The organism is Enterococcus infantis, from assembly GCF_049166715.1.
Classification (GTDB): domain Bacteria; phylum Bacillota; class Bacilli; order Lactobacillales; family Enterococcaceae; genus Enterococcus_C; species Enterococcus_C leclercqii.
Genome location: NZ_JBMHFB010000001.1, coordinates 348,704 through 365,802 on the forward strand (window position 1 = coordinate 348,704; position 17,099 = coordinate 365,802).

At 43.6% G+C, this 17,099-nt stretch carries 14 protein-coding genes; 4 read left to right on the forward strand and 10 right to left on the reverse strand.

Annotation, left to right across the window (positions count from 1 at the left end; all coding sequences use genetic code 11):
• Positions 1 to 169: 169 nt before the first annotated feature.
• The 8 genes from ACOMA8_RS01545 to lysS all read right to left on the reverse strand — a co-directional run bounded on the left by ACOMA8_RS01545 (position 170) and on the right by lysS (position 9,599).
• Positions 170 to 853, reverse strand: a complete 684-nt coding sequence (locus ACOMA8_RS01545) for an HAD family hydrolase (protein ID WP_421367842.1) — start codon at positions 851 to 853, stop codon at positions 170 to 172.
• Between the two features lie 169 nt (positions 854 to 1,022).
• Entirely contained in the window at positions 1,023 to 1,343 is a 321-nt protein-coding gene (locus ACOMA8_RS01550; protein ID WP_161898487.1) for a hypothetical protein, read from the reverse strand.
• Between the two features lie 44 nt (positions 1,344 to 1,387).
• Positions 1,388 to 2,995, reverse strand: coding sequence for an AcpB/EbpR/MafR family transcriptional regulator (locus ACOMA8_RS01555; RefSeq protein ID WP_161898488.1), 1,608 nt, complete (start codon positions 2,993 to 2,995; stop codon positions 1,388 to 1,390).
• Between the two features lie 426 nt (positions 2,996 to 3,421).
• The gene (locus tag ACOMA8_RS01560) at positions 3,422 to 3,790 is read right to left on the reverse strand and encodes a type II toxin-antitoxin system PemK/MazF family toxin (RefSeq protein WP_161898489.1); all 369 of its coding nucleotides are present in this window, start codon (positions 3,788 to 3,790) and stop codon (positions 3,422 to 3,424) included.
• A 13-nt stretch (positions 3,791 to 3,803) separates the two neighbouring features.
• Complete coding sequence (gene alr, locus ACOMA8_RS01565) at positions 3,804 to 4,925, reverse strand: alanine racemase (RefSeq protein WP_421367846.1); 1,122 nt, start codon at positions 4,923 to 4,925, stop codon at positions 3,804 to 3,806.
• 127 nt (positions 4,926 to 5,052) lie between these two features.
• Complete coding sequence (gene acpS / locus ACOMA8_RS01570; RefSeq protein WP_161898491.1) at positions 5,053 to 5,403, reverse strand: holo-ACP synthase; 351 nt, start codon at positions 5,401 to 5,403, stop codon at positions 5,053 to 5,055.
• Between the two features lie 589 nt (positions 5,404 to 5,992).
• The gene (gene cshA, locus ACOMA8_RS01575) at positions 5,993 to 7,540 is read right to left on the reverse strand and encodes a degradosome RNA helicase CshA (RefSeq protein WP_161898492.1); all 1,548 of its coding nucleotides are present in this window, start codon (positions 7,538 to 7,540) and stop codon (positions 5,993 to 5,995) included.
• 502 nt (positions 7,541 to 8,042) lie between these two features.
• Positions 8,043 to 9,599, reverse strand: coding sequence for a lysine--tRNA ligase (lysS, locus tag ACOMA8_RS01580; protein WP_421367849.1), 1,557 nt, complete (start codon positions 9,597 to 9,599; stop codon positions 8,043 to 8,045).
• A gap of 172 nt (positions 9,600 to 9,771) precedes the next feature.
• Between lysS and ACOMA8_RS01585 the strand changes: the two genes are divergently transcribed.
• The 4 genes from ACOMA8_RS01585 (at position 9,772) to ACOMA8_RS01600 (ending at position 14,962) form a co-directional block, all read left to right on the forward strand.
• Positions 9,772 to 10,455 carry an ABC transporter ATP-binding protein gene (locus ACOMA8_RS01585; RefSeq protein ID WP_421367851.1) on the forward strand — a complete coding sequence of 228 codons (684 nt, stop codon included), beginning with the start codon at positions 9,772 to 9,774 and terminating at the stop codon, positions 10,453 to 10,455.
• Positions 10,452 to 13,076, forward strand: a complete 2,625-nt coding sequence (locus ACOMA8_RS01590; protein ID WP_421367854.1) for an ABC transporter permease — start codon at positions 10,452 to 10,454, stop codon at positions 13,074 to 13,076. Before ACOMA8_RS01585 ends, ACOMA8_RS01590 begins: the two co-directional genes overlap by 4 nt.
• Positions 13,077 to 13,255: 179 nt before the next feature.
• Entirely contained in the window at positions 13,256 to 13,930 is a 675-nt protein-coding gene (locus tag ACOMA8_RS01595) for a response regulator transcription factor (protein ID WP_161898496.1), read from the forward strand.
• A 3-nt stretch (positions 13,931 to 13,933) separates the two neighbouring features.
• Positions 13,934 to 14,962, forward strand: a complete 1,029-nt coding sequence (locus ACOMA8_RS01600) for a sensor histidine kinase (protein ID WP_421367858.1) — start codon at positions 13,934 to 13,936, stop codon at positions 14,960 to 14,962.
• A gap of 118 nt (positions 14,963 to 15,080) precedes the next feature.
• Here ACOMA8_RS01600 and ACOMA8_RS01605 read toward each other — a convergent pair whose 3' ends face one another.
• Together ACOMA8_RS01605 and ACOMA8_RS01610 are read right to left on the reverse strand one after the other, a co-directional pair.
• Positions 15,081 to 15,590 carry an AAA family ATPase gene (locus ACOMA8_RS01605; protein ID WP_421367861.1) on the reverse strand — a complete coding sequence of 170 codons (510 nt, stop codon included), beginning with the start codon at positions 15,588 to 15,590 and terminating at the stop codon, positions 15,081 to 15,083.
• A gap of 153 nt (positions 15,591 to 15,743) precedes the next feature.
• Positions 15,744 to 17,099: a UDP-N-acetylmuramoyl-tripeptide--D-alanyl-D-alanine ligase gene (locus ACOMA8_RS01610; protein ID WP_421367864.1), complete on the reverse strand. Its 1,356-nt coding sequence runs from the start codon at positions 17,097 to 17,099 to the stop codon at positions 15,744 to 15,746.

A 17,099-nucleotide genomic window follows, 5' to 3' on the forward strand; every position in this document is an offset into this window, starting at 1 on the left:
AAAATCTTCAAAAGATAATGATAAGACTGCCTAAATTGATCAAAGTACTTTCAATCACAGGCAGGCAGATTCAGGTGTTTTTCCTAAAAACCAGCCGGCTTCTTTCACTGCCGCTTTCTACGAGATTGGCAGTATTTCTGGTGAAGATTGCCAGGATACCTCGCACCGCCTAATCTTCCTTACCTTCAGCATCTTTTTGCAAATAATCCAACAGCACCTTCAAACTCGTGCCTGTTAGTAAAATATTCAAGTCAGCTTTTTCTGCAGCTGTATAGTGACTGTCGACTGACTGATCCGGCACTAAGACGACTGGGAGTCCGGCTTTGGTAGCAGCAGTGGCACCCGCGATGGAATCTTCTGCTGCGATAGCTTCCTCAGCTCGCAGCCCCGCTTTTGCCAACGAAGTCAAATAGATTTCCGGATCTGGCTTCATCCGTGTCACCTGATCTCCAAAGGTCACGTAATCAAAAAAATCAGCTATCCCCAATGCCTGTAAAAAGGCTTCCCCTCGTTTTCTAAATGTGGACGTCGCCAACGCCAAAATCAATCCCTGTTGGCGGGCAGCTGTCAGAACTTCTTTCCCATAAGGCTTTAGCTGAACCTTGCCTGCTGCTAGTTGTTGGCTGATAAAAATTTCTCGTTCTTTGCGCAGCTGTTCCACCACTTGGGCTGATCCCATCAGCGCAATCAATTTTTCGGTTGTCACCTGTAAGCTTTGACCGCTCCAACCTGCCAAGTCTGCCGCAGTTAGCGGTATATTATGAGCGGCAGCCACTTTTAGCCAGCCGGCTTTATAAAGCGCCTCACTATCCACTAACAAGCCATCCATATCAAATACAATCATTTTCAACATTTAGTCTTATCCTTTCTCTTACAGTTTTGCTCCAACATCTCTTGGTAAAAAATGAAGACCCGCTCTGAAAAATGCCATCCGCCATTCACCCTTAGCAATCGTCGTGTTGTCAATTCGTCAGCACTGCAAAAAATGCGGTGTGCCTTTCAGCTCACCGCATCGCTTGGTATTAACTCAGTTCTTTGGCCTGCAGAAACTGTTGAATCAAGTTTTGCATACTGTCCGTCAACTTTTCCGGTGCATCCTGATACTCCAAGTTTGTCACCGGATGATTGTAATTATCAAACAGGCTGATTGGAACTAACATCCCGTCGTCTTCTCGCAGTTTCAAGCGGGGATGATAAATATTTTCCCCACAAACGCCGCCATGGATCAAAGCCAACTCGTATTGTTGGTCTGCTAAGTGCCGCAATCGATAATAGTAGCCGTCGATATATTCTCGCTGGTCGGAAAAATTGTCCTTAATCAACTGCCATTGGTCATTGGTCATGATATTGCCTCTTTTCTGTCGCTACCCATTTATTCGCAAACAACTCACATATCGAAAAAGCCTTCTGTCGGCTGGTCTTCTTCCATGACAAAGGTCGCAAAATTCGCAGCTTTTTTTCGTTGTGGATAGATTTCGCGGCCACTTTTCAATCGGTTAATATCCAAGTCATGAATATAGTCGTCAGAAATTTGCTTTTGCTTACGAATGACCCGTTGGTGCAGTAAATTCCAGTCTCCTTCTGACATGAAATTATCCACCAACAATAGATTTTCATCTTGATAATCGGGTATCGGATTATTTGCCACCACTATATCATAATCATGAAAACATTCCAATTCTGTCGGGGTGATAAATAAGACCGAGCTCTTGAAAATATCCACGACAACTTTATCCAGCATCTGGCCTTTGATGATTTCTCTAAGCATGTGACTGTGCTTGAGGCCACGGTCACTGATGATTAATACAGTGACTTGTCGTCTGAGACTTTCCAATTGTTGCGGTAGACTGGACCAATCCTTCAACAATAGACATAAAATATCATCTTCTCTGATTTGAGCCCATGGAAAATTGCAATCGTTCTCGATTTCTTTAAGATTGACTTCCACCAGTTTACTGAAAATCGGATACAATCGGCGAATATTACGAGCCGAGGATTCGCTTTCATTTCGTAAGACCACGCGATCATAGGGATAAATCGCATAAGACAGATACCAGTGCATCATCCGCTGACTGATCTTTTTGCGATCTTCTTCTGGCAAACGATAGTTGACACCACTGACCAACTTATCCAAAAATTTATCGACAGCCGTTTGAATCCTGACTTCTTGCTGTGGGTTGTCCCAATTATAAAACTCATAAAACACCCCGCGACTAATCTCCCGATACCAGCTATCCGTCAGTCCGTATTCCGTTTTCTTCAATAATGAAGTCATGTATGCTTCAGACATCTGAATCACTTGATCAATGACATCATCGGGCTCGTCATAGATTTTGCGATCCAAAATAAAGCCCTGGTTGGCCCGGATACAAGTAATCATCAATAGACAGGCATGCTGAATCAACTCTCGGTCATCTTGCACCACATCAAAGTCTGTCGAGCTGCGCATCACATAGCAGTACAAGTCCTTTTCTGAAATGGTAAACGGCCAAAGACTCCCGCCATACGCTTCTTCAAAATAGCTTTGATAAAACAATCGCACCCAGCGTTCATCTTCTGCTGTTACACAAAAGGGCTTGCGCTCCAATTTCAATCCGTAAGTCTTCAAAGAGCGGGTGATTTGACGGACCATTCGATAAAAAGAGGTTTCACTGATAAACAATTCATTGATCCAATAGTCAGCGTCTTTGTCCGGCTCAAAAAAGATGCGCTCCAGAAACTGAAACTCACTCGATTCCTGTAACACGATTTGATAGACATTTTTAATCTTATTGGTCAAGCCAGCTCGTACCGACAACCCGCGTCGCTTGGAAAAATCAAGCTGCAGGTACTCTTCCCATTCGTCATTGATCGTCTCAACATCTTTCATCAGGGTTTTATCCGTACAGTTCAGCAATTGCACCAGTTGTTCCACTGGTACCCAAGTGTTCAACCGTGCCAATGCCTCAATCAGCGTCAGACGTCGTAAAACAGTTTTACTCAGCAAATGCCGCATATTCTCACCGCCTTTTAATATCACTAATATGATTTTAACACAATTACGAGAAAACTCATCAGACTTGCACCATTTTTTTAGCAACTATTTTTTCAAATAGCAGGTGTTCTCAAATTAAAAATAGCGAATTGTGAAAACTTCGTCAAGGGTATTTTTTACTTGATTTAATACCAGCCAAAAGGACGTCTCGCAAGAAAAAGTCCGTTTTTTTAAGAATGATCCCTCGTAAAAAAGTCCAACCTGCCCTTGCGCCGCAGCGAATAGCGTTTTTCAGCTCTTATTTTTTCTAAGAAAGTCAAAGCGCGCATGTTAGCGATCTTTATCCGGAAAAACATACTCGCAAAACCAAAAAGAGCCCGATCAGCAGATCGCCTCACAGACGATTCACAAAGATCGAACTCTTATCATTGTATGTAACTAGCTTTTTCAGCTGACTCCCACCGTTTCGGCCAGATCTACTACCCCAACACTAATCCGTAAGGCACGATCCACTTGACCCATCTTTTTGCTTTCCAAATGGCAGACCTTTTCTTTCAGGCGACTTTTGTCGATTGTCCGGATCTGTTCCAACAAGATCACGGAATCTCGGGAGATTCCGGTCTCGGAAGCTTTGATTCCCACATGGGTTGGCAATTTAGGCTTTGCCATCTTGGCTGTGATTGCTGCAATAATCACTGTGGGGGAAAAATGATTGCCGCGATCATTTTGAATCACCAAGACCGGCCGCACGCCGCCTTGTTCAGATCCGATCACCGGCGAAAGATCAGCGAAATAAATATCTCCGCGTTTCACCATAGTTTACCTCTTCCTAATCTGTATATTCTCTTGGAATGCGGCCACTCAACAAACAGGCCACTTCATAATGAATTGTCTCCTGTTGGTCTGCCACATCCTGCAATGTAATCTCTTGACTACCGTTTTTACCAATCAGCGTGACTGTAGTTCCTTCTGAAAATTCCTTGGGCAGCCGAATCATGATTTGATCCATGCAAACCCGGCCGACGATTTCACAAAATTGTCCTTCTACCAGAACTTTAAACCCTTGCATCTTGCGGATCCAACCATCCGCGTAACCGATAGGAACTGTACCGATCCATTCATCCGTTTCTGTGATATACGTTTCCCCATAACCGATTCCTTCACCAGCTGCCAAATGCTTGACCTGTACCAGACGAGAAACCAATTCCAAAGCGGGCCGTAACGGATAAGCTCCCGGCAAGGTATGCCCAGAAGGATTCAAACCATACATTGCCACACCAAAACGAATCATATTGCCTACCGGTTGGTCATGCCACAAAGCGGTGGCACTATTGGATACATGAACATACCGCGGTTGACAAGGTAGTTGTTGCAAGATTTTATTGAAACGGCGATTTTGTTCATCATAATACCCCGTGTCTACTTCATCAGCAGTCGCAAAATGAGTGAATATCCCTTCAAAAACCATCTGGGGTTCCTCGTTGATTTCTGCTAATGCCGCCAAGACTGCTTCACTGCTGCGAAAGCCAATTCTACCCATGCCGCTATCTACTTTAAGATGAACCAAAAGCGGTGTCGCTACTTGAACTTCTGACAGGTACGCCCGCGCCTTTTGCAACCACTGTTGGCTAGCTACCGGAAAGGCCAGCTGCAGCTCTGCTACTAAAGGCAGGTCCACCACATCCACCACACCTAAAATCAAGATTGGTTCAGTGAAGCCGGCTTCACGCAATTCGATTCCTTCGTCGACAGTCGCTACGCAAAATCCGTGAGCACCTCCTGTCAACGCTGCTTTTGCAGTTGCCACAGCCCCATGACCATAGCCATTCGCCTTAACCACTGCGAATAATTCTCGGCCTGCTGGCATACGATCGATTTCTTGTTTGATATTTTGTCGGATGGCATCATTATGTACGATGATCCGGGTCGGACGATGAAGCGATTCAACCACGGTCGTTCCTTCTTTCACTAAAATGCTGAGAGTAATGACTGACGATAACTGCTAAACAGCCATTGTCAACCGAAGCACGACGTTTAAGTATACCACGCCCGCTACAATCTCTCAATTTGAAAACAACTTATTCTTCCAGTAATACTTGTGCAAATGCAAGGGTATCTGTATGGGTAATACTGACGAAGGTCTTTCCCTTATGAGGCGAAAGACTGAAATAGGGTGCACCCAATTTATCTGTCAAAATTTCTAAGTCCTGAAAAGTGACTTTACCAATCCCAGTCCCCCACGCTTTGGAAAAAGCTTCTTTACAAGCATAGCGACCCGCTAAAAACTCTATCTGCCGTTTTAAAGGCAGATTTTCAAATAACGTTAATTCCTTTAAGGTCAGGACTCGCTGAGCAAACCGTGGTTTCTTGGCGATGATTTCTTTAACCCGTTCCAGATCAACTGCATCAATCCCGATTCCTCTGATCATGTTGGCTTTTTCCGCCCCTCTCCTTAAAGATAAATCCGTTGCTTGCAAATCTGAGGACTCAATAAAAAATATCGTCCTTTCAGATAACTGTATCCTTCTACCTTATCTGCAGTCAGCCACAGCCTCCGAGTTAGTCTTATTCTACCAAAAAACACTGCAAAAACCATAAAAAAACATCGACTACCTGAAAAAGCACACTTTTTTTAAATAAAATCTTACTCCTTTTTTGAACATTTATTACAAGAATACTTCATCAATTGAAAAGCAGAGGATTCACTAATCTTGCTATTTCAGTAATCTACTTTAAAGAAACTCGCTAGTAAATAACGAAGCTTTTATAGAATCAATCGTTACAACACTTGCCTAACAGTTTTGTCACGAGAAAAAAAACAACTCCGGTCCTGACTATTGGTTTGCCCAGTGATAGTTTAGCAAAAAAACAGCTGAGGCATACTGATTGTTTGAAACATTCTCTCTGCCAATTAAAAAAAGAGCGCATCGACGTTTCACCAATCTGAATCCCGGATAGCTGATTTGTTTAAATAAAAACGAGCAGCAAACCGAAGTCTGCTGCTCGTAGCTAAAACTATTAGTCGTTGTTTGTACGAATCACAAATCCGCGTTTTTTACCGCCTGAGTTGTGGTCATTGTCACGACGGTCGTTTTTTCGACGGTCGCCGCTGTAGTTTTTATCCTTGTTGTAGCTGCCTTTGCTCTTGCCGCCACGGTAACTGCCACCGTCTTTACGATTGCGGTTATTGCCGCCACCGTTGCCACGACGATTGTTCTTATTGTAGCCGCCACCTTTTTTACCGGATGGCAACGGACGTTCTGGCGTGATTTTAACTGGTACTTGATCAGCCGGATCTTTTGCCATCGTCTTCAGCAATAAAGCAACCAGCGTTTCTGGTTCGTAGCCTTCCAAAAGTTGTTCCGCTGTTTGGGCATATTTTTCCAAACCGTTTTCCTGCAAACCAGCTTCGATCTGCTCTACTGCCGCACCTAAAGCACCTTTGAAGGCTTCTTTTTCGGTTGGCGGACGCAATGCTGTCATGCGTTTTTTGGTGAGGTTTTCGATGACGTGCAGGTAACTCATCTCATTTGGTGTAACAAAGGTTACCGACATGCCGCCTTTGCCCGCCCGACCCGTACGGCCGATACGGTGAACATAGCTTTCAGGATCTTGTGGGATATCATAGTTGTAAACGTGGGTCACGCCGGAAATATCCAAGCCCCGCGCCGCAACGTCAGTGGCTACCAAGATGTCCAAGCGACCTTCTTTAAAGGATTTCAACACGCTCATCCGTTTTTGCTGTGACAAGTCGCCATGGATTCCTTCTGCTTTGTAGCCTCGCAATTCCAGGCCTCGTGACAATTCATCAACACGGCGTTTGGTCCGACCGAAGACGATAGCCAATTCCGGTGTTTGGACATCCAACAGGCGAGTCATGATATCGAATTTTTCGAAATCTTTCGCACGTACATAGTATTGATCGATCAAATCTGCTGTCATTTCTTTCGCTTTGATCTGTACATGTTCTGGATTTTTCATAAATTTGACGCCGATATTTTTAATCGCTGGTGGCATCGTTGCTGAAAACAATAATGTTTGGCGAGTATCAGGGACTTGGGCAATAATGGTTTCAATGTCTTCCAAAAAGCCCATGTTCAGCATTTCGTCGGCTTCGTCCAAGACCAATGTCCCAACGGTACCGAGTTTCAAGGTGTGGCGGTTGATATGGTCCAACATCCGGCCAGGAGTCCCAACTACAATGTGGGGACGATCTTTCAAGCCACGGATTTGGCGGCCAATGTCAGCTCCACCATAAACAGCTTGAACTTTGATTCGTTTGTCACGACCCAAACGGTACAATTCTTCTTGTGTTTGGATTGCCAATTCACGAGTTGGTGCAATAACCAGCCCTTGCAATTCATGACGGCTGGTGTCGATTTTTTCCAACATTGGCAGTCCGAAAGCAGCTGTTTTGCCAGTACCGGTTTGTGCTTGGCCAATCACATCGCGGCCTTCCAGTGCCAACGGGATTGTTTCTGCTTGGATTGGGGTTGCTTCTTCAAAGCCTGAGCGTTCCACTGCTTTTAACAGTTCTGGTGATAAGTTTAGTTCGTTGAATTTCAAAAAGTATCCTCCTATTCGTCGTTTCTTCGCCGAGTTTCCCGGCACGACGTTCTTGTTGATTGAAGCGTTGGTTTGGCTTTGAGATCGTGCCGGTAACAACAGGCTGACCTCAGATGCACGTTTTCTCCCACAGTCAAAAAGAAATGGTCCCTGTCATTTCTCTTTTCTGCTTTGTCGCCGAAAACCGCTTCACGAAGGCATTTAGAAAAAGTTCAACCAAAGGACAGCAAAGCCCTTTGGTCGCTTTTTATCCGCAAAAAGACTGGGCTTCAAGTCAGTCTTGCACTTGTCTCCCAGTCTCTACGTAAAAGGCTCAACAGGTAAAATTTCCTGGGGCCAGACTACAAGTCAATTTCGTGGATGAGATTTCTTCCAACTGGTTCTTCTTTTCGGCATTTGAGTATTGTACCACAGAATGAAATTTTCAGCAAGTTTTCAATTCTAAATTGAAACTCACCAATTTTCTACTTTTCTCCTCAGTGTAAAAAGGCAATTTCAATTATCAAAAATCCAATAAAGCCGCCATTTGTTCTCGTCCCACTACTTCTACCAGCAGTGGAATTCGGGGTCCGCTGTCTTGTCCAATCGTCAATTGATAGATTCCTTTGAAAAGTTCCCGCTGTTCCTGCCGTTTTTCTGCTTTAGCGACCGCCGGAGTCAAATCATAAACGGCCTGCATCAATTCCTGATCTTTTAACTGCGGCTGCTCCAACAGTAATTTTCGTAAACGCGCCACCTGTTCTTTGACCACCGGCGCCAATTGTCCATAAACAGTTGCATCCGGCGTCTCTCGGACTTTCAACAATCGGCTTTGGGCATCATTTTCGATCCAGTAAGCGGCCCGAGGTAAGATATGCTGCAAAGCCTCATCTGAATACTCCTGCTCTTTTCGCAACAGTTTTGCTGTCAGCTCTTGATCATTGCCGGTAAGTGAAAGAATGCTGACCACATGACCAAATGCCGGATAGCATTCCTGCAAATCGGCACCAGTCAGCTTCACCATCTGAAGAATCGTTTCATCGGTTTCGGTTTTTTCTTTTATGCCACTTACCTTCCGTTCAAACTCAGCATAATTTCTTAACACATCTTCATCCAGTCCCAGATCAAACTGAGCTTTTGGCAGGTATTTGGCATATAAATAGAAGACTAATTCCGGCGTGTAGATCTGCAAAAGTTCAGATAGCGTGATGATATTGCCGGCAGAAGAGGACATCTTTTTTGTTTGCCCTTTGATATTTACAAAATCATAGGGCTCATAAAGCGGCGGCTGCCCACCAAAAATTTCTCGTACAACAGCCGAAGCCACATCAAAACTACCATTTTTGGAAGAATGGTCTTTGCCTCCAGGTTCAAAGGCAACTTGTTCATACTGCCAACGCATCGGCCAATCTATTTTCCAATGCAATTTGACTTTTTGACCGGCACCAATCTGTTGTTGTCCCTGATGTCCAAATTTGCAAGTATAGCTAAGGGTCCCGGTCGTTTCGTCGTAATCCGTGATACTGGTACTGTCATGGCCGCAAGTATCGCAGTATAAAGAGATAGGATAATAGTTTTCCCGCTCTTTTTCATCCGCCGCTTCGGTACGAAAACGGGCTAGGATGTCATAAATTTCATGGCGGTGAGACAGTGCTTTTTTCAGCTGCTGATCGTAAGCCCCACTTTCATATTGGTGCGTTTCATAAATATATTCCGGTTTTATTCCCAACTTAGCCAAATCTTCAATGAACAATCCCTCAAAATAGGCACCATAAGATACCCCAGCTTCAGCTTTTTCAGGTCCCGGCACTTTGGTATAGGGCAGTCCGATTTCATGCTCTGACACACCGGCTACATTTGCGGGAATCTTGCGTAAACGATCATAATCGTCCCATGACAAAATAAATCGTGCATCCCCTCCTAGATCCTTTAATGCTTTGGTGACAAAATACGTGGTGGCAATCTCGCGAAAATTTCCCACATGAACATAACCGGACGGACTAACTCCTGACGCACAGGTAATGACTTGCTCGGGATGTTTTTCCATCAATTTTGTGGCTGCTTCATAGGCCCAATGCATAATTTCGTACCTCCGTTCACTGTTTTCTTCTATAGTAAAGGAATTTAGACGAGGTGGGAAATGATACGGCAGATCAGACATGATTGGAAAATGACACATCTGTCACACAGCAGTCATTTTCCAAAGCACAAATTACGTTATGATAAAACAAACAATAAAAGGAGTGGTCACGATGGCTATCCTGAAGGTAGAAAACCTCAGTAAACAATATGGAACAGGAGAAAATATGATAAATGCCCTAACGGATGTTTCATTTACCATTGAAAAAGGTGAATTTGTAGCGATTATTGGTCCCTCGGGTTCTGGTAAATCTACATTGATGCATATTATCGGAGGAGTTGATACTCCCTCTTCCGGCAAAGTCTATGTAGGAGATACAGACGTCTATTCCCAAAATCTCGAGCAGTTAGCGATTTTTCGCCGAAGAGAAGTTGGGCTGATTTATCAATTTTTCAATCTAATACCAGTATTATCTGTAGTAGAAAATATTACACTGCCTGTCTTGCTCGACAGCCGGAAAGTGAATCAAAAACGACTTTCCCAGCTCCTTAGCATACTAGGTTTGGAAAGTAGACAGAGTCATCTCCCTAATCAACTTTCTGGCGGACAGCAACAGCGGGTTTCCATTGGTCGCGCTTTGATGAATGCCCCCGCTCTTTTATTGGCAGACGAACCTACTGGTAACCTCGATAGTACCAACTCTCAAGAAATCATGTCTCTTCTGCGACGTTCAAATAAAGAATACAACCAAACCATGTTGGTAATCACCCACGATGAAAATATCTCCTTACAGGCAGATCGAATTCTGCAAATCGAGGACGGTCGCCTCATAAGAGATGAGGTACTGCGCCCATGAACATTTTGAACAGGGTATCTTTTGCCTATCTGAAGAAAAATAAAACCCGTACGTTGGTAACCATTATCGGAGTTGTTTTGTCTGTTGCACTCGTTACTTTGGTTACTACGTTAGCGGCATCTTTTCACCAACTACTGTTAAACGATGCAATTGCAGCTGACGGAGACTACACACTGGTTTATCAGTTCAAAACCAGAACAGAGGAAAAAAAAGAGCAAGAGATCCGCAATGACAAACAAGTGGCCGAGTCCTATCTCACAGATATATTTGCCTTGACTACACTACCTAAGCAGTATATGGATAACTCGGATGTTCCTTCATTCGGCCAACTTATCGGAGTAGAATCTTTAGGGTTCAAAAAACTGCCCTTCGGAAAATTGGAGGGCAACTTACCTGTGAATGACCATGAATTATTAGTTTCCACCGATTTCATAGAACAAACCGGCAAAAAGTTGAAAATTGGCAGCCAACTAAGCCTGCCTCTTGTTACTAATTTCGAAACATACCATTCTGACTCTTCCATAGAAGAATATTTGGCTGAATTCAAACCAACTCTTGAAGCCAATTATCGTATCTCAGGAATTTATCAGCCGTCACAAGACACAGAGACTTGGGGCCGTGTTTACAAATTTTATACCACTGCGGAACCCCTCAAATATAGCCATCCCAGTTCTCTATATCTACGCTTAAAAGATCCCGGTCAATGGCAGGAATTCAAAAAACAGCATTCTGGAAAAGAGCTGGAGGATGTCGTTGTTCAATTAAACTCAACTGTCTCGCAACTACAAGGAAACGGTGCTGAAACTCAGAACAATTATACTAATTTGATGCTGACAGGTACTGCAGCAGTTTTCATCCTATTGATTTCGCTGGGTTCTGTCTTATTGATTCACAATGCTTTTTCCATGTCGATTAATGAACGTCTGCAGCAATTCGGTATCTTGTCTTCAGTAGGAGCTACAAAAAAACAACTGTGCTATTCAGTTTTATTTGAAGGCTTAGTGATAGGGGGAATTGCAATCCCCCTTGGTCTCATTAGCGGTTTGTCGCTAGTCTACATTGGTCGTTCCGGCTTTTTGATTCTCTTGAGACAAATGAATGAACCAGAATTATTAGCGGTCGTAAGCAAGCTGCCGATTGTTACTAGTTGGCAAGTGCTGATAGTGGCGGCAATTGTAGGCTTTATTACCATTTTGTTATCGGCTTGGCTACCCGCAAGAAGGGCGTTACGCGCTTCAGCAATCACAGTTATTCGTCAGAATGATCAGATACACTTTGAGAGCAAGAAGATTAGAACAAGTTGGTTAACAACAAAGATTTTTGGCTTTTCAAGTGTATTAGCAATCAAAAATTTCAAACGCAATCGCAAAGCATACCGCTCCACTATCATCTCGCTCTTTGTTTCGATTGTTTTATTCATCGGTACCTCTTCACTGGTGATGTATGTCGAAAATAGTATTCAAACTGCTTCTCCTATTGAAGAATCCGATTTGAGTTTTACTGCTTTTCGTGGAGATTCCCAGAGTATTTTGGAAATTTTCAAAGAATTTGATCAGATTCCCCAGATCAAAAGCCAAGGTTGGCAAGCAAGTAGCTATGTCATGGCAGAATTTCCTGAAGGCTCGCTATCTGAAAGAAGCCTTCGCGAAAAAAATGATTCTACTGATGAAAAATCACAGAAGAATCCAATGCAAATGATAGCCATTTTAGGACTGGATGATACTACATTTAACTCATGGAGCCAGCAACTCGGCGTACCTACTGCTGATTTTTACCAGAATGATTCTTTTGTCGGCATCGCAAACTCACATCTTTCATATTATGAGTCTGATCAAAAAAAGATTGTCAGCTATGACTTGTTGAAAAGTACAACTCCGCTAACATTGGCTTTGACAGGTTTCATTGATGAAAAGCGTACTGTTTTGAATACACACTTACAACTAAGTACCTACACTGAAAAAGAACCCGCGATGTTTCACACACCAAATAAAAATGAACTGTACGTCTATCTACCTTTTTCCCAATTTGAAAGATTAAAGGAGAGTATTCCTGAAGCCTTCCATTCTGGCAACGATACGACAATTTTCAACTATAAGATCCTGAGTGATGATTCGACCACAGTTGAACGTTCGATGCGTAGGATATTGCAAGCCTATCCTAGTATAGACGGAAATGTCGTCAACAATGTTCAAAGAGACCGAACAAATCGCAATATGCTGACTGCTACTAAAATTTTTGTTTACAGTTTTATTAGTATCATTGCACTAATTGCTGTCGCAAATGTTTTCAATACAATTGCTACGAACATCAATCTCAGAAAAAGAGAGCTTGCTATGCTGGAATCTGTCGGCATGGGACCACGAGCAATCTATAAAATGATGTGCTTTGAATGTCTCTTATATGGCACCAAAGCCTTGCTATGGGGTCTACCAGTCGCTATGGTTATAAATTTCATCATCTATAAATTTATGACTTCCGGAGTGGAGCAAGCCTTTCTGGTACCCTGGCAGGCAATTGCCATTAGCATTCTCCTCGTTTTCATCATCGTATTTGTCACTATGATTTATGCTGTACACAAGCTCCAAAAGAAAAACATCATCGCCGGTTTACGAAGCCAATAAAAATAATCCCTTTGCCAGATAAAACTCGTGGATAAGTTCTACGAGTTTTTCTGATGTCTTTTCAAAATATGTCCTACTCCCGCTGATTTTCACATAATTTAGCATATTACTCTCTTTGCTATCATTTGTGGTCTAACGTATAATGACCGTAATCATCCCGCTAGAAATGAGGACTGCTTATGACCAGAATCCTAATTATTGAAGACGAGAAAGCTATCGCTGAAAAGCTGCAGCTATTACTGTTACAGCATGGATTTGAATGTGAAACAGTCCATACTCGAAAAGATGCCCTAAATAGACTAAAGCCTTCTAGCATCTACCCAAACCTGCTGTTGATTGACCTCAATCTTCCGGATGGATCGGGATATGGAATCAGCTCCCAGGCAAAAGCATTGGATATCCCCTTCATTTTTTTAACAGCAATGGATGATGAAGCGAGTATCGTCACCGGCTTTGATCTAGGTGGCGATGACTATATTGTTAAACCTTTTCGCCCATTAGAACTCTTGTCCCGCATCAAAAATGTGTTGCGTCGTCGAGGAGAAGCACAAGCTACGTATATCATCGAGGATCTTAGCATTGACACAGTAAAAGGTCTGGTCACTCGCGATGGAAATGAGGTCTTCTTATCTGCACTGGAGTATCGACTGCTATTGGTATTTTTAAATCACGCAGGTCAAGTACTCACTAGAGAGCGTCTCTTTCAGGAAATTTGGGATGTTGCCGGGGATTTCGTCAATGACAATACATTAACAGTCTATATTAAGCGTCTCCGAGAGAAAATCGAAAAAGACCCACAACACCCTACAAAAATTAAAACAATACGCGGACTAGGTTATCGTCTGGAGGTCTAAATCATGCTCTTTTTGCGAAATCGACTTTTTCGTCAGAACCTGTTTTCAATGGGCTTAATCCTACTTACAGGAGGAATCTTGATTAGCCTTTTTTCTTTAGCTGGGGCTTTAGGATTTTTGTGTGGAGGCGTATTGATTGGTGGGTGTGCTGCCTTTTCTCAATTTCAACAATACCACCAGATTGCAGTTGTCACTGAAAAAGTCGACCGTATTCTTCATGGAGAAGAATCCTTAGTAGTGGCTCAAGAAGAAGGAGAATTGGCCATACTTACTAATCAAATTGAAAAAATGACCAATCGCTTACGTGAGCAATCCGCCTCTTTGGAAAAAGAAAAAAATCATCTGGCAAATTCATTGACAGACGTCGCACATCAAGTCCGAACACCATTGACAACCCTCTTTTTACTCACAGAACAGCTGCGAACTCCTGAATTAGCAGACGCTGAATATCGCCACATCATTCGAGAACAAGAACAGCTTTTAAAACGAGTTGACATTCTCGTTACTGAACTATTGAAAATCGCCAAGCTAGAGGCTGGTTCGGTCGTCTATCATCCGGTACAGTTAACAGCGGGACAGCTGATTCATCTAACAGTTGAAGCCTTTGCAATCCCACTGGAATTAGCAGATATTTCTCTGGCAATTCACGGTAACTTAGAAGATACCCTTTTAGTAGATCCCACTTGGACGGTGGAAGCGCTGAGTAACCTGTTAAAAAACGCTTTAGAGCATACCCCTGAAAAAGGACAGATAGCCATCACCTGTCAAAAAAATCCAATTTATTCAGAGATTACAATTACTGACAGCGGTCCTGGAATTTCCCAAGAAGATCTTCCTTTTCTGTTTGATCGATTTTATCAAGGAAAACGGCATCATGACGCTAGCTTCGGAATTGGTCTCGCACTTTCTAGAATGATCATCAGTCAACAAAATGGTAGTCTTACCGCTAAAAATGTCCAAAAAGGTGGCGCTTCTTTCACGGTCCGTTTTTATCAAACAGAGGCAGTAGCAATGACAAACAACCGCGTTTGAGAAAGGACTTAGAAGTTCACAAACGCCTATATACTTTCCAAGTTAGTTTTTCAATTCCGCCTTATTAATCGCTATAAAAAAACCTTCCTTGATTTCCCGCTTTCACAAAAGCGGCGTTTCAAAGAAGTTTTTTTTCGATCAGTTGTTGGGCTGCTTGGCTGTTTTTCACCATGACGATGCGCTCTTGCAATCCTTGTTGTGCCAGCCACTCCAGTAATATTCGCCGATCTCTTGGATAATTGCGGGTCCATTTGAGATAAGCCCATAACATCTTCCAAGTTGGCGCTTGTCCCAAAGTTTTCTTTTCCCGGCGCTGTTGATACCATCGCAAGAAGAGTCGTTTTAGACGGATAGCTACCGGCGTTTCGAGGAAAATAATCAGGTCTGCCTGCTGAAAGCTCTCTCTCAAAATCTTTCGCGGTGTGCCTTCTGTGATCCAGTGGCGTTGTGTCAAAAATTCATTAAATAGCTGATCCCGTTCTTTTGGTGCCCGTTTGTGGTCCCCATCAGCTTCTCGTCTCCAAACAATCTCGTCTTTTTCACACAAAGGAATCTGATACTCTTCTGATAATTTCCGGGCCAGCGTCGTTTTGCCGCTGCCCACTGACCCACAGATATCAATTCGCATCTAGCCACCTCCCAAGGCTTTCTTTTCCACAGCTAAAAGGACTTGTCACACTTCAACAAGTCCCCACCTCACAACACAATAACAGTCGCAGCTTTCCGTGAATGAAGTTGCGACTGTTTTCAGCTCTTGAAAATTGTGATTCAAGGCTGCTGACTACTCTTCTGTCAATGCCTCGACGACTTCGGACAGCCCCATGCCATTGCTTCCTTTCAAAAGAATACTGTCAGCAGGGCCTAACTCCGCTTTTATCATTTGAATCAAGGCGCTTTTATTGGGCTTGTCGAAGTGATACACAGTCAAATCGGCATCTTTTTCAGTCAGCGCATTTAAAAGAGCTGTCATCTCAGTCCCGTATAAAAAGACAGTATCGTAGCTATCATCAATATGCGCTGCCATGGCGGCGTGCATTTGGCGAGAGTCCGGACCCAGTTCCAGCATATCAGCCAGCACAGCCAGCTTGCGGCCGTCGGAGGTCTGTAGTTTACCGAAAGTATCTAAAACCAATGCCATCGCGGTTGGGTTGGCATTGTAGACATCGCTCAAAACTTGGGCGCCGTTTTTAGCGGTCAGCCATTGCGTCCGATTTTTGGTCAGCTGAACTGTCGCCAATCCTTGGGCAATCTGGCTATCACTCAATCCAAAATGCTTGCCAAATCCATAGGCAATCAGAGCATTTTTAACATTATACGCACCGATCACTGGAATTTCGAAGGTCTTGCCAGCAACTTCAAACACTGTCCGTTCTTTACTTTCTGCAATCACGGTTGCTGAAATGTCTCCTTGTTGAATACCAAATGTTGTCACCTGTTGAGACAATCCTGCCAGTAGCGGCAACAATAACGGCTCATCTGCTGGCACCAGCAGTAGTCCTTTTGTTGCTAGTCCCTGTACGATTTCCATTTTTGCCGCTGCGATTCCAGCCCGCGAGCCCAAGTTTTCGATATGAGCCTCTCCGATAATAGTGATGGCCGCTGCATCCGGCTGTCCCATTACCGACAATTCAGTGAGTTCACCGGCATGATCCATCCCCATCTCCAATACCAACAGCTGGCAATCATCCGGCATATGCAAAATTGTGTAGGGCATGCCAATATTGTTGTTGTAGTTGCCTTGGGTTTTATACGTAATGAATTGTTGTGACAAAACGGCTGCTGTCAAATCTTTAGTCGTGGTTTTGCCGTTGCTACCGGTGATGGCAACCGTCTTTGGCGCCAATTTTTTCTTGTAGTAAACTGCCAGCTGCTGCATTGCCGCAAGCGGATCTGCCACCGGAATCTTTGTGACACCTGCGGGCAGCTCTTGGCTATCGCGACTCCAAAAAGCTGCCACTGCCCCATTTTTAGCAGCGGCATCAATAAAATCATGGCCATCTCGCACCCCAGCCAAGGGAACGAACAAATCTCCTGCCTGTACTTTGCGACTGTCAAATTCGACTTGATTGATGACTGTTTCATCAGTAATATGATCAGCACCGAACAGCGCTGCCACTTCTTTAATCGTTAATTTCAT

Coding starts and splice junctions, on each gene's coding strand:
- ACOMA8_RS01545 (WP_421367842.1), bottom strand. CDS start 853: ATGTTGAAAATGATTGTATTTGATATGGATGGCTTGTTAGTGGATAGT.
- ACOMA8_RS01550 (WP_161898487.1), bottom strand. CDS start 1,343: ATGACCAATGACCAATGGCAGTTGATTAAGGACAATTTTTCCGACCAG.
- ACOMA8_RS01555 (WP_161898488.1), bottom strand. CDS start 2,995: ATGCGGCATTTGCTGAGTAAAACTGTTTTACGACGTCTGACGCTGATT.
- ACOMA8_RS01560 (WP_161898489.1), bottom strand. CDS start 3,790: ATGGTGAAACGCGGAGATATTTATTTCGCTGATCTTTCGCCGGTGATC.
- acpS (WP_161898491.1), bottom strand. CDS start 5,403: ATGATCAGAGGAATCGGGATTGATGCAGTTGATCTGGAACGGGTTAAA.
- lysS (WP_421367849.1), bottom strand. CDS start 9,599: ATGCATTGGGCCTATGAAGCAGCCACAAAATTGATGGAAAAACATCCC.
- ACOMA8_RS01585 (WP_421367851.1), top strand. CDS start 9,772: ATGGCTATCCTGAAGGTAGAAAACCTCAGTAAACAATATGGAACAGGA.
- ACOMA8_RS01590 (WP_421367854.1), top strand. CDS start 10,452: ATGAACATTTTGAACAGGGTATCTTTTGCCTATCTGAAGAAAAATAAA.
- ACOMA8_RS01595 (WP_161898496.1), top strand. CDS start 13,256: ATGACCAGAATCCTAATTATTGAAGACGAGAAAGCTATCGCTGAAAAG.
- ACOMA8_RS01600 (WP_421367858.1), top strand. CDS start 13,934: ATGCTCTTTTTGCGAAATCGACTTTTTCGTCAGAACCTGTTTTCAATG.
- ACOMA8_RS01605 (WP_421367861.1), bottom strand. CDS start 15,590: ATGCGAATTGATATCTGTGGGTCAGTGGGCAGCGGCAAAACGACGCTG.
- ACOMA8_RS01610 (WP_421367864.1), bottom strand. CDS start 17,099: ATGAAATTAACGATTAAAGAAGTGGCAGCGCTGTTCGGTGCTGATCAT.